The 13,742-nt window shown below is 40.5% G+C and carries 14 protein-coding genes; 2 read left to right on the forward strand and 12 right to left on the reverse strand.

Features of this window, described 5'->3' with window-relative positions; all coding sequences use genetic code 11:
- The first annotated feature begins 113 nt into the window (after positions 1-113).
- Together OC457_RS10120 and OC457_RS10125 are read left to right on the forward strand one after the other, a co-directional pair.
- Positions 114-968 (forward strand): hypothetical protein, encoded by an 855-nt coding sequence (locus OC457_RS10120; RefSeq protein ID WP_096777793.1) that lies wholly within the window; start codon positions 114-116, stop codon positions 966-968.
- A 16-nt stretch (positions 969-984) separates the two neighbouring features.
- Positions 985-1,296: an EscU/YscU/HrcU family type III secretion system export apparatus switch protein gene (locus tag OC457_RS10125; RefSeq protein WP_080172944.1), complete on the forward strand. Its 312-nt coding sequence runs from the start codon at positions 985-987 to the stop codon at positions 1,294-1,296.
- A gap of 21 nt (positions 1,297-1,317) precedes the next feature.
- On the opposite strand, the gene OC457_RS10130 is transcribed toward OC457_RS10125, so the two are convergent.
- The 12 genes from OC457_RS10130 to flhA form a co-directional block, all read right to left on the reverse strand.
- Positions 1,318-1,752: a DUF2802 domain-containing protein gene (locus tag OC457_RS10130; protein ID WP_080172942.1), complete on the reverse strand. Its 435-nt coding sequence runs from the start codon at positions 1,750-1,752 to the stop codon at positions 1,318-1,320.
- A complete protein-coding gene (locus tag OC457_RS10135) occupies positions 1,752-2,246 on the reverse strand; it encodes a chemotaxis protein CheW (RefSeq protein ID WP_080172941.1) in 495 nt (164 codons plus the stop codon). Before OC457_RS10135 ends, OC457_RS10130 begins: the two co-directional genes overlap by 1 nt.
- Before the next feature lie 20 nt (positions 2,247-2,266).
- Positions 2,267-2,980 carry a chemotaxis protein CheW gene (locus OC457_RS10140; RefSeq protein WP_080172939.1) on the reverse strand — a complete coding sequence of 238 codons (714 nt, stop codon included), beginning with the start codon at positions 2,978-2,980 and terminating at the stop codon, positions 2,267-2,269.
- Positions 2,973-3,749 carry a ParA family protein gene (locus OC457_RS10145; RefSeq protein ID WP_080172938.1) on the reverse strand — a complete coding sequence of 259 codons (777 nt, stop codon included), beginning with the start codon at positions 3,747-3,749 and terminating at the stop codon, positions 2,973-2,975. The genes OC457_RS10140 and OC457_RS10145 overlap by 8 nt, the downstream gene beginning before the upstream one ends.
- 10 nt (positions 3,750-3,759) lie before the next feature.
- Entirely contained in the window at positions 3,760-4,935 is a 1,176-nt protein-coding gene (locus OC457_RS10150) for a protein-glutamate methylesterase/protein-glutamine glutaminase (protein WP_080172936.1), read from the reverse strand.
- A 74-nt stretch (positions 4,936-5,009) separates the two neighbouring features.
- Positions 5,010-7,178: a chemotaxis protein CheA gene (locus tag OC457_RS10155; RefSeq protein WP_080172934.1), complete on the reverse strand. Its 2,169-nt coding sequence runs from the start codon at positions 7,176-7,178 to the stop codon at positions 5,010-5,012.
- Between the two features lie 8 nt (positions 7,179-7,186).
- Positions 7,187-7,909: a protein phosphatase CheZ gene (locus OC457_RS10160; protein WP_080172932.1), complete on the reverse strand. Its 723-nt coding sequence runs from the start codon at positions 7,907-7,909 to the stop codon at positions 7,187-7,189.
- Between the two features lie 28 nt (positions 7,910-7,937).
- Entirely contained in the window at positions 7,938-8,312 is a 375-nt protein-coding gene (gene cheY, locus OC457_RS10165) for a chemotaxis response regulator CheY (RefSeq protein WP_080172930.1), read from the reverse strand.
- Positions 8,313-8,389: 77 nt separating this feature from the next.
- On the reverse strand, positions 8,390-9,112 hold the full coding sequence (locus OC457_RS10170) for an RNA polymerase sigma factor FliA (protein ID WP_080172928.1): 723 nt from the start codon (positions 9,110-9,112) through the stop codon (positions 8,390-8,392).
- Positions 9,105-9,995, reverse strand: a complete 891-nt coding sequence (locus OC457_RS10175) for a MinD/ParA family protein (protein WP_080172926.1) — start codon at positions 9,993-9,995, stop codon at positions 9,105-9,107. Before OC457_RS10175 ends, OC457_RS10170 begins: the two co-directional genes overlap by 8 nt.
- On the reverse strand, positions 9,988-11,553 hold the full coding sequence (flhF, locus tag OC457_RS10180) for a flagellar biosynthesis protein FlhF (protein ID WP_080172924.1): 1,566 nt from the start codon (positions 11,551-11,553) through the stop codon (positions 9,988-9,990). Before flhF ends, OC457_RS10175 begins: the two co-directional genes overlap by 8 nt.
- A gap of 51 nt (positions 11,554-11,604) precedes the next feature.
- Entirely contained in the window at positions 11,605-13,701 is a 2,097-nt protein-coding gene (flhA, locus tag OC457_RS10185) for a flagellar biosynthesis protein FlhA (RefSeq protein ID WP_080173318.1), read from the reverse strand.
- Between the last annotated feature and the right edge of the window lie 41 nt (positions 13,702-13,742).

Consider the following 13,742-nt stretch of genomic DNA (forward strand, 5'->3'; position numbering starts at 1 on the left):
AAATGATGTATCCTAGGTGTCACAAAATAGCCGCATAATACCACAATGGCTAACAAATTGACTAAACTGCTCAGCTTCTTAATCGTTAATTAACGTAATCAAATGTGAAATAAATGCAAACAAAAATATCACAAAATCAATCTGTATTTATAGAAAAACTGCCTAAAATAGAAATGGTTAACCCAGCATTCAAGACTTCACAGGTAGAATTACCACCAATAATTGCTAACAGTAACTCAAAACTTATATCTCAACTGCCACAATTATTATTATCTATGAATAGCTTGCAACGTTTAGTTACAAATTTATTGATTCCATTAAACTTAGGTACAGCTAAATCACCGCATTCGATCCCGTCTTCCCTACAACTGCTGTTTAACCAATTATTATTACCCAATAATCAACCTACATTGATCCATTGGCTACAACACAATATCGGTCATCAAACGTTAGCAACGTTATTATTACAATTATCACAGCCATTAAGCCCGCTCAGTCAATGGTTAAATCAATTAAGCTCTGAACAACAACAAGAATTCACAGCATTGTTACGCCTTGCTGGTGAACAACGAGGCCCCGAAAGTCAACGCTCACTTGATAATAATAATATCCATCTGCAGTGGGTACAGGACAACGGTCAAACCATTTGGTTACAACTACACAGCCATCAACAACAGAAAAAAAATACTGTTAAGGATAACAATAACAAATGGACCGTCAAATTGAGTTTGCCTATTGGTACCATAGATAGCATGAATGTTATCGCTTGTTGGTCTCAACAACAATTAAGTACGCATTTTGAATGTACAAATCAAATGTTATTACATCATATTGAACGAGTAACACCTTATTTAATTTCACGATTACAACAATTAGGTATAAATAGTACGCCACCGCACTATAAACTACTCACTCAACAACAACCAAATACACCACCAGCACCATCAGGGTTATCAATAAAAGTGTAATAACAAAAGGTATGGTATGACAAACAAAACAACATCAACGGCTCAACAAGCTATCGCACTTCGTTATGATGGTGAACACACCCCTTATGTTGCCGCAAAAGGTTACGATAAATTAGCACAACACATTATTGAGCAAGTAAAACAACAAGGAGGGTTAATTCATCAAGATCCGATGCTCGCACAGTATCTCAATAGTTTTGATCTCAATGATCATATACCGCAGGAATTGTATGTGATTATTGCGGAATTAATTGCATTTTCATGGTATCTAAACGGCAAAACCCCTCCAGGATGGGAAGGGTTTGAAAATATTGATATTACAGCATAGATCAATAGCTAAAGCGGAAGATTAACGTCGATAATGTTGTGGCATGCTTTTTTGTAAACTTAATAATAGTTCAGCTTCGGCTTTAGGTAAGTCACACTCTTTCATTAGCTCGTTAACATCAGCGCCAAGCTCGACCATCTTACTGGCTCGGCTGTATAACCGCCCACCAGAATCATTCATAGCAATCTCATTTTGACGCTCTTCAACCCGCTCAAGCTGCTCAATCAAATCAACTAGCTTATGACTCATACCGATACTACCAGTACGCAATTCATTAAATTGTTTAATTAAACTTTCATGCTGTAAACGTGAATTTTTTAAGACGGTTTCAATCGCTGAAAATTTTATTTCTAATGCTTGGCGTGCTTGCCGCTCACGGTTAATTAATACCGCAGCCGTTATCGCAATCAATACTGAAATTACAACAGGTAGCCATTGTTGAAGTATAATATCCATTACAAATATGCCACGTCATCCCACTCGTCATCAGACAGTAGTTTATTTAAATCCACTAAAATCAATAATTGATCATCATGATTACTGACACCCTGAATAAACTTGGCACTTTCTTCAGTACCAACACAAGGTGTACTGTCAATTTCAGAATTACGCAAATAAACCACTTCCGCCACACTATCGACCAAAATGCCAATTACTTGCGTTTCTGCTTCAATGATCACAATACGGGTACTGTCTGAAATTTCACCATGTTGTAAACCAAAACGGGCACGCGTATCAATAACGGTAACAACACTGCCACGTAAGTTAATAATACCAATCACGTAATCTGGTGCACCGGGGACTGGCGCGATATCTGAATAACGTAAAACTTCCCGTACCTGCATAACATTAATGCCGTAGGTTTCATTTTCTAATTGAAATGTAACCCATTGCAATACATGATCATTAACGCTGTCTTTTTGTATTTCGGCCATATTTACTTGCGACATACTATTTCCTCTTTAATGCTTTAATTCGCACCACTACTAACATCTAAACCTTTATTTAGCATTTGAATCAATGCATCAACATGGATCAATGCGCACATCTTTTGTTTGACCATTCCCGCCAACCACGGCCGCTTACCCGCTTGTTCTCGCCACCGAATATCGGTTGTCATTAATGTCTGCGTACCATGTAACTTATCGCAAGCTAAACCCCATTGACTATTACCTAACATCACCATATAGCGATAATTATCACGATAATCATCATTGGTGAGCTTTTCAGCCATTACCCAACGTGCGGTATCAACTACATCAACATTATATTGTGCCAATGGTGCTAAGCCTAAATACCACGCCGGACGCCCCACAATATGATTCAGATCTCCAAGCTGATAAATTGCACCTAACTCTGTTAACGCTACCGCAAACATCATGCCGTTAACTTCAAAAAATAGCGCTTGGAATGACTGCTGCTGACCGAGATGTTGCCATGTAACAACCGGTGGTTCTGGTTCTGGTTCTGGTTCTGGTTCTGCATCAATCATAATCACAGCTTTAGGTTCAGCTTCAAGCTGTGATGGTATTTGATTTAATAACTGTTGTAGCTGTTGCGTCGATGCTGGTTCACAGATCGCTGTTGGTTTAATTGCTTGAGTAGGTTGTTGTTCCGTATCTAGCAGTAAATCACCAAAATAATCATCCAATGCTTGTTCACTGGTTAACGGTTTCTTATTCATTATGCACTAATCTTGTTAAGTGACTTAATAAGGTCTTATAAGCAAAAACACCTCGACAATTATGAGCATACAATGATGGTGGCATATGTTTAATACTGGCATCTCGAAATTTAGTATCAATAGGAATAGCAGACATCCATACTTGATTTGGATAACGCGTTTTTAAGTCTTGTAACGTTTGTAATGATGCACGAGTACGCTTGTCATACATGGTTGGTACAATAGTGACATCAAAGCCGCCAGGTTTAGAACGCTGCATAATCTGCAATGTACGCAACATTCGTTCTAGACCTTTCATGGCTAAAAACTCTGTTTGTACAGGAATCAAAATACGATCACTTGCAGCCAATGCATTAACCATCATTACCCCTAAAATCGGTGGGCAATCAATTAATACATAATCATAATCAGCAGCGACACTGTGTAAGGCTTTCTTTAAAACTAATCCCATGCCACTACGATTACCCATAGAACGATCTAACGTCGCTAATGACATATGAGCAGGAATAATATCAATGTTGTTAAATGTCGTGCTTAAAATCAATTCTCTTACGCCATCACGATTAATTTCTGGCAATTGAAATAAATCAAATAAACTGGCGGGTACATAATCAGCGTCAAAATTTAAGTAAGTTGTTAATGATCCATGCGGATCAGTATCAACCACTAATACTCGCTGATTTTGCTCACTTAATAATCCTGCTAATGCTATGGTAGTGGTCGTTTTCCCTACTCCACCCTTTTGGTTTGCAATACTCCAAACAACCACCGTCAACTCCTCACGACAAACCTAATTCAATTAAAATACATTCAGCAATACGGTCGAGGGGAAGATCATGACTAGAAATGCCAGCTTTAGCAACTGCTTGTGGCATACCATACACTACACAGCTCTCTTCATCTTGAGCCCAAACTGTCGAACCATGGGCTTTTAACATTCGAGCGCCTTCACGTCCATCAGCCCCCATGCCCGTCAGCACCATCGATAACACGCGATCATTAAATACTTTTGCCGCAGAACCAAAGGTGACATCAACACAAGGCTTATAGTTCATTCGATCGCCACTATCAATAATACGTAGTCGCGCTCCAACTGCACGTCCATCGACCATCATTTGTTGTCCGCCTGGCGCTAAATAAGCGACACCTGCACGTAGTATATCGCCATCTTGAGCTTCTTTTACCTCAATGCAGCATAAGTTATTCAATCGTGCGGCAAAAGCGGCAGTAAAGGTCATCGGCATATGCTGTACTAGCACAATAGGATAAGGGAAATTAGCGGGCAATTGTGTCAATATTTTTTGTAAAGCAACTGGCCCACCAGTAGACGTTCCAATAGCGACTAACTGATATTTTTTTCTTGATGCGCGAAAATGAAAGGGCATCGATGATGATGTTATTGCCGAGCCAGTCAGCGTACGCCCAATACTGGATGTTACCGTGGTATTGATATTGGTGTTTTGGGTTGCTATCACTTTAGCTGCTGTATGACGTACAGAAGGAATAGATGCGGGTTTGATTGTCGCAGCTAGATTACTATTGCGGCGCAAATAAAACCGTTTACCCGCTAATTCTGCGACCCGTTTTTGTAATAAATCGACCGCTTCATCACGGTTGCGAGCAATATCTTCAAATTTTTTTGGTAAGAAATCCAAGGCGCCAGCATCAAGGGCATCCAAAGTCGCTTTAGCGCCAGCTTGCGTTAAGGAAGAAAACATCAAAATAGGTGTTGGGGCTATTTTCATTATTTCACGGACAGCCGTAATACCATCCATCACAGGCATTTCAATGTCCATCGTAATAACGTCAGGCTGCAACGTTTTAACTAACTCACACGCTTCTTTGCCGTTAGTTGCATTACCTACAACCGTTAAGCGAGGATCTGCATTAATAATTTCACTGACACGCCGACGAAAAAAACTTGAATCATCAACAACTAACACCTTTATTGCCATTTGTTTTCATTCCTTTACATAAACAACACCGCAAGCCTAAACACTGGCGGTTTACGGGGTATCATTGTTAATAATTAACGTCTTACATAATGCTTTAATAGATTTGGCACATCTAAAATAAGTGCAATATGACCATCACTGGTAATAGTTGCTCCTGCCATACCTGGCGTTCCTTTGAGCAATTTATCTAACGGTTTTATCACCACTTCTTCTTGACCAATTAAACTATCAACAACAAATCCAATTCGTTGATGCCCTATTTGAACAATAACAACATGACCATAACTATTATGCTGTGATTGGTTAAGCTGTGATTTTTTTGATAACCAATCTTGTAAATAAAATAACGGTATTGCTTTGTCGCGTACAATAATGGTTAATTGGCCATCAACCGTATGCGTTTTAGTTAAATCTAAATGGAATATTTCATTCACGTTCGCCAAAGGTAAGGCAAATGGTTGTTGCGCAACTCCTACCATTAATGTCGGTAAGATTGCTAATGTTAGCGGCACTTTAATGTCAATCTGTGTTCCTTTACCCAAGGTAGAATCAATCACAATTGAGCCATTAAGTTGGTTAATGCTGGTTTTAACCACATCCATACCGACACCACGCCCGGAAATATCAGAAATTTCTTTTTTAGTTGAAAATCCCGGAGCAAATATCAGGTTATAAGCATCATTATCGCTCAAACGTGAGGCGGCATCGTGATCCATCATGCCGCGATCAATCGCGATTTTACGTAATTTATTGGCATCCATACCAGCACCATCATCGGCAATGGTTAAACGAATATGATCCCCTTCTTGCGAGGCTGATAACAACACTTTACCAATCGGGGATTTTCCTGCTCGTTCGCGGACTGCTGGCATTTCAATACCATGATCAACTGAATTTCTAACCAAGTGAACTAATGGATCAGCCAATGCTTCTACTAAGTTTTTATCAAGATCAGTATCCTCACCCACCATCTCAAGTACAATTTCTTTATTGAGACTACGAGCTAAATCACGAACAACTCGAGGAAAACGACCAAAGACTTTCTTAATCGGTTGCATACGTGTTTTCATTACCGCCCCTTGAAGATCTGCCGTTACAACATCTAGGGTCGAGACGGCTTTTGACATTTCTTCATCGGTAGTATTTAAACCTAAGCTAACCAGTCGATTACGTACTAACACCAACTCACCAACCATATTCATAATGATATCAAGGGTTGAGGTATCAACTCGTACTGTTGTATCAGCCGAAGGCTTAGGTTTATCTTTGTTTGCTGGTAATACTGAACTCTTAGCGGGTTCACTCGTTATCGTTGCTAATGGCGGATTTACCACAGTAGAGACGGTAGGTTCACTATTTTCTGGTCTATCGATAGGAGTGGCATTATCAGCCTGAGGGGCTCGACCAATACCATGTAATTCATCTAATAAATTTTCAAACTCGTCATCTGTCATTATATTTTCACTAACAACAGTACTATTTTCATTTGCTGTTATTGGCGTAACGGTTGTTGCAGCAGACGTTGTTTTCAAACAATCTGTAACACCGGGAGCATTACCACTACCGTGTAATTCATCGAGCAAACGTTCAAATTCATCATCGGTAATATCATTACTTTCAACACTCGTCATCACATTATTACGGTTATCAACGTCCTTTTCAGCAACAGGAGCTACCGATAATGCAGAAGGCGAGTTACCCACACCATGCAATTCATCTAATAAACGATCAAACTCATCTTGTGTAATATCATCAACAGAATTTGCCGCAATCGCACTTGTTGATGATGACACTGAATCGATATCCATTGCAGCAGTTTCAACGGGAGTTTTAAGCGTCATTTCAGCAGCTGCTGGCGGTAAACTATAGTGATGCAATTGGTCCAATAATACTTGATTCGCTTTCACTAATGGCTGATGTTCTTGTACTTGAGCAAACATTATATTAATACAATCTAACGCTTCTAAAATCACATCCATCAGTTCTGATGTTACTTTACGTTTGCCTGTTCGTAGCAAATCAAATACATTTTCCGCGCCATGACAAGCCTCAACCAACTCTGTTAACGATAAAAATCCTGCCCCACCTTTTACGGTATGAAAACCACGAAAAATGGCGTTTAATAATTCACTATTATCAGGGCTACGTTCAAGCTCAACCAATTGCTCTGACAACAACTCAAGGATCTCTCCAGCTTCAATTAGAAAGTCTTGCAGGATATCTTCATCTAAATCAAAACTCATAAATTCCTCTAAAATCCAAGATTTGAAAGTAAATCATCAACATCATCTTGTGATGAAACCGTATCTTTACGCTGCTGAGGATTAATAATAGGTCCCTCTGCCATAACGCCTAACGGTTGTCGTTGTTTTGCCGTTGAAATAGATGCCTGATCAAGACCAAAAGCTTGTAATACATCTAGCATTCGCTGTTCAACTTCATGCACTAAGGTGATCACCCGTCGAATGACTTGTCCGGTAAGATCTTGAAAATCTTGTGCCATTAAAATATCCGTTAAATGCTCACGTAACAGTGAACTATCTTGATCAACTTGAAGCAATAACGCATTAATATCATGACAAAGCTGTTTAAAATCGGTCAATGCAATTTTACCGATCATTAATCGCTGCCATTGGGGATGAAGGCTCTGTAGTGTTTGTTGTAACTGTTCGGCAATAGGTAAAGTTATTTCAACCGCATCCATTGTACGGTTAGCAGCAGACTCCGTTTTATCAATCACATAAGATAAACTGTCACGTGCATCGGGAATATCCGTTTCGGCTAAATCTCGCCAACGTAGATCTTGTCGAAAACTGACTAAACAATCATGTAATTGGCGAGTCATTTTTCCAACTTCTTCATACATAGGTGCATGATGACGTTCAACTAAAGTTTGCACTAACGTGTTAGCTTGTTGTTGCTGTTTTTGCTCAAGCAACACCACTAACTGCTGTGCCTGCTCTAATGAAATCATGGTTATCTATCCCTATGCCAAAACATAATTACTGCTGTAAACGCTCAAAAATCTTCGCCAATTTCTCTTTTAATGTCACCGCATTAAAAGGTTTAACAATATAACCATTAACACCAGCTTGAGCGGCTTCAATTATTTGATCACGTTTAGCTTCTGCGGTAATCATTAATACGGGCAAATGTTTTAATTGATCATCGGCTCGAATTTGACGCAATAAATCAATACCTTGCATTCCTGGCATATTCCAGTCAGTGACCACAAAATCAAAGTCACCGCGCTTTAATAATGGTAATGCGGTTAAGCCATCATCTGCTTCTACGGTATTATTAAACCCCAAATCACGCAGTAAATTTTTTACGATTCGACGCATTGTTGAAAAATCATCAACAATAAGAATTTTCATATTAGTATTCAAAATTGCCTCCACAGCGAAACCTGTGTTGTTTTTAGTTATAAAATAATGATGTTTTTTTATTAAAATTAAGCAGCCCAAGCTTGTAATTTAGCCCGTAACCGCTGCATCGCTTGGCTGTGAATCTGACAAATGCGTGATTCACTTACACCAATAACGGCACCAATTTCTTTTAAATTCATTTCTTCGTCGTAATACAGCGATAACACTAATGCTTCACGCTCTGGTAAGGTTTTGATTGCGGCAGCTAAACTCTGGCGGAAGCTATCATCAACAACATGTTGAAAAGGCAGATTTTGATCAACATCATCCTCATGCACCATTGTTTCTTCGCCACCAGCAAGATCTGCGATGCCAACAATACGCCCACAATTAACATCATTTAATGCCTGATGATATTGTTCTAACGGCATCTCAAGAAACTGGGAGATTTCAATATCTGTTGGATCTCGTCCAAGGCTATGTTCCAGTTTTGAAATAGCATCACTAATTCGACGACTATTTTTATATACAGATCTTGGAACCCAATCACCACGGCGAATATCATCTAACATCGCACCTCGAATACGGATCCCTGCAAATGTTTCAAAACTTGCACCTTTGGTTGGATCGTAATTTTGTTGCGCTTCTAACAAACCGATCATGCCTGATTGAATCAAATCTTCGACCAATACACTTGGTGGTAACCGCGCCATTAAATGATGCGCGATCCGCTTAACCAATGTTGAGTAACGTTCAATAAACGCCTGTGGGCTTGGTTGATAACGGCTATAAGTTAACGTTTTATTCACGAATAATGGCCTCCATGGCTCGTGGTTTATGCACTAACAATCGTTCAACAAAAAACTCCAAATGCCCACCTGGATGATGTGGTAGCGGCCATGTCATCGCTTTTGATGCTAATGAATTCAACGCTAATGCTGCAGGTGTATGTGGAAAAGCTTCAACCACTAATTTTTGACGCTTAACGGCTTGTCGAACATTATCATCAAGCGGTATACATGCTGCTAGCTCAAGGTTTGCATCCAGAAAACGTTCGGTTACTCGCGTTAACTTAATGAATAAATCTCGTCCTTCACGATAACTACGAACCATGTTTGCAACAATCTTAAAGCGTTGAATATCATACTCACGACTTAAAATTTTCATTAATGCGTATGCGTCAGTTATCGACGTTGGTTCATCACACACGACGATAACAACATCTTGAGCAGCACGCGCAAAACTTAATACCATGTCAGAAATACCCGCCGCAGTATCGACAATAAAAAAATCAAGATCATGTTGTAAATTACTAAAAGCTCGAATCAAACCCACATGTTGAGCTGGCGTTAATTCAGCCATATTCTGGGTACCAGAAGCTGATGGAATAATTTTTACTCCATATGGACCGTCAATAATAATATCGTCAAGTTCACATGCCCCGGCTAATACATGCGATAAATTACGTCCCGCACGCAAACCCAACATTACATCGACATTCGCCAGTCCAAGATCAGCATCAAGTACCATGACACGCTTACCTTGACGTGCCATCGAAATAGCCATATTAAGAGTAACGTTGGTTTTCCCTACGCCCCCTTTACCGCCAGTAACCGTAATGACTTTCGTCGATGTTAATTGGGTCATTCGACGTAAACCACTCGCTTGATCGTACATAATGTTCTCAGTCATAAAAATCGGCCGCATTATTATCTGAACTATCACTAGACCAGAGATGAGATTGCTGTGACAGTTCTAGTTCTAACAACTCATTTGCACGCGAAACGAGGTAATTCCCGGTCGCTACTTTTAAGTCTTCAGGAACCCGTTGGCCATCGGCTAAATATGCAATAGGTAAAGCATTTTGGATAGCAACTCCAATGATTTCCCCTAAGCTCAACGATTCATCAAGCTTTGTTAAAACACAGCCTGATAATGGAATACGGCGAAAATGCTCAAGTGTTTCTTGAAGTACTCGCCGTTGTGATGTGGCAGGCATAACTAAATAACTGCGAATCTTAGCGCCGCTATTTTGCATTAATGTATCTAACTGTTCAGATAAACGAATATCCCGTTGACCCATGCCTGCGGTATCAAGCAACACTAACCGACGATGACGTAACTGATGAAGTATATCGGCCAGTTCCTGTGCATCTTTAGCAACTCTTACCGGACATCCCATAATTCGACCATAAGTCGCCAGTTGTTCATGAGCACCAATACGATAATTATCCGTTGTAACTAACGCAATTTGATGTGGACCAAATTCCATAGCTGCACGTGCAGCCAGTTTTGCTACAGTTGTTGTTTTACCAACGCCTGTTGGTCCAAGTAATGCCACAACACCACCCGCCTCTAAAATACAGTCATCGGTAGTAATTAATTGATCAGCTAATAAATCGAGTAGAGCAGGCCACGCTTCATTGGTTGGTAGATCTTCAGGAATATAGCATGCGAGTTGATCCGCTAATTGATCAGATAATCCCATTTTTTCCAGTCGCTTGATCATCATTGCTCGCATCGGTTCTTGGCGTTCAACTTCTTGCCACATGAGCCCTGATAATTGATGTTCTAATAACCGTCGAATAGAGACAATTTCAGCACGCATCGTCTCTAATTCATCATCTTTTCTCATCCCCTTAGCTTCATACCGACTCGGATCTAAACGAGGTTTACGCGCGGTACTGGCATAGTCATTACGACTAACCGCAGCCTCTTGTTCATAGTGTTTTGATGATGGACGAGTATAGTCACCGACATTGAGATCTTGTGTATGATCATCATAACGACGAGCAGGCTTTACTGATGATGATAACCGTTGGCGGACTTGCTCTTGATCCCGATCATTTGTACGATGAGGCTGAGATTGCTGCTGATTTTGATGCTTAGATTGACGCTGTAATAGTGCCGTTAATGAATCAACTGATGCCATATCATCGAATGATGCTGTTGTTTCAGCATAGTTTTGCAGCACACTGGCAAACGGTTTTGATACTGAAGGGCTAACATTTACTTTATCATCCGCAAGTTTACGTCGAGCTTGACCAAAACCTTGCTCTAATTCATGGCGTACAGCATGGTTGTCTTTAGTCGCTGATGGACTGCTAGGCTCGGGATCAACCGCAGCCACAATCTCAACCCCACCAGCGACTTTTTTATTGGACATAATCACTGCATCAGGGCCAAGTTCTTCTTTAACTTCGCTAAGTGCCGTTCTCATATCCTTGGCAAAAAATCGTTTAATTTTCAAACTTAATTCCCTATCAGCAAGTGCTTAAATTAGTGTTCACTTTCAACATTCTTAATGACCCACAGCATTAACAATTCGAATTTGCTTTTCATCGGGCACTTCTTGATAAGAAAGCACTCTCAAGGTCGGAATAGTATTTTTGACAAATTTTGCCAAGGTAGAACGTAAAACACCGGAAGTTAATAACACCGCAGGTTCACCTTTTAACTCTTGTTGCTGCGTTGCTTCTGTCAGTGAACGCTGTAAACGCTCAGCAAGTCCAGGTTCAATACCTGATGACTCACCACCAGCAGACTGCATCGTTTGATGCAATATCTGTTCCAATTCCGGCACCAAGGTAATAACGGGTAGCTCTGATTCTATTCCATTGATTTCCTGACAAATTAAGCGTTTTAAACCAATGCGAGCAGCGGCAGTTAAAATGTCAGGATCTTGACTCTTACTGGAATACTCAGACAGCGTTTGAACAATAGTTCGAATATCTCTTAATGGAATCGCTTCATTAAGTAAGTTCTGCATCACTTTCACCACCGCTCCAAGAGGCAATTGATCTGGTACAAAACCATCAACCAATTTCGGTGTTGATTGACCAAGCATTTCAAGTAGATTTTGCACTTCTTCGTGGCCTAATAATTGTGCCGCATGATTGGTGAGTAACTGACTTAAATGGGTAGCGAGCACAGTGGCAGAATCTACCACCGTGTAACCTAACGCCTGCGCATGTTCACGTTGAGACACTTGAATCCACACCGCTTCTAAACCAAAAGCAGGATCGAGCGTACGTTCACCATCAATACTGCCAAATACTTGACCGGGATTAATGGCTAAATCCATGTTGGGATGAATAGTCGCTTCGCCACAGGTAACACCCATTAGGCTAATACGGTAGCTATTTGGAGGGAGTTCTAAATTATCACGAATATGGACGGGGGGAACGAGGAAACCAAAATCTTGAGACAGCTTTTTACGCACGCCTTTAACGCGCTCTAGTAACTCACCACCTTGATCTTTATCAACCATTGAAATCAGTCGATAGCCGACTTCAAGACCAATAGTATCAACAGGTTGAACATCATCCCATGATAACTCCTTCATTGGTTGAATCGGTGTCATATCATGTGTCGGTGGTTCTTTTTCAACTAGTGCAGCTATTTTATCTTTCTTATAACGCCAATAAGCAACACCACCAATAATGGCAGCCAACAGTAAAAACGGAACATGGGGCATGCCAGGAACAATACCCATCACGAATAAAATAACCCCAGTAATGATCAATGCTTGTGGGTTACTGAACATCTGGAAATACATCTGCTGGCCCATATCCTCATCAGTATTTTGACGAGTAACCAGCATCGCGGCACCAATAGACAACAATAACGACGGTATTTGTGCCACCAAGCCATCACCAATAGTGAGTAGGCTATAAATCTCCATCGCTTCAACAAAGCCTAAGCCGTATTGCGTCATACCGATAATTAAGCCACCAATAATATTGATGAACAAAATCAAAATACCAGCGATGGCATCCCCTTTAACAAACTTAGATGCACCGTCCATTGAACCATAAAAATCAGCTTCTTTGGTAACTTCAAATCGACGGGTACGGGCTTGCTCTTGATCAATTAAACCAGCATTTAAATCAGCATCAATTGCCATTTGTTTACCGGGTAAAGCATCAAGGGTAAAGCGAGCACTAACTTCTGAAATACGCCCAGCACCTTTGGTAACAACCATAAAGTTGATGATCATAAGAATAAGAAACACCACCAAACCAACGGCATAGTTACCACCAATCACAACCGAGCCAAATGCATCAATCACCTGTCCAGCAGCATCTGAGCCTTCATGACCATGCAATAACACTACTCGAGTGGAAGCCACATTAAGTGCCAGACGTAATAACGTTGCGATAAGTAAAACGGTCGGAAAAGCAGCGAAATCAAGTGGGCGACGAGTGTAAACAGTCACTAACAACACCACTAATGACAGCGCAATATTAAACGTAAAAGTCATGTCCAATAATAATGGCGGCATTGGCAGAATAATCATCGCCAAGGTCGCTAACACCATCACCGGCGCACCGATTGCGGGCATATTCTGTAAACGCGCTAACGGTAAGCGGTCAGCAAAAGGAATTGAAAGCTTCATTCTATTGTTATTAATCACAATTATTGGCATAAAAGCGAGAC

This window comes from Photobacterium toruni (assembly GCF_024529955.1).
Lineage (GTDB): Bacteria > Pseudomonadota > Gammaproteobacteria > Enterobacterales > Vibrionaceae > Photobacterium > Photobacterium toruni.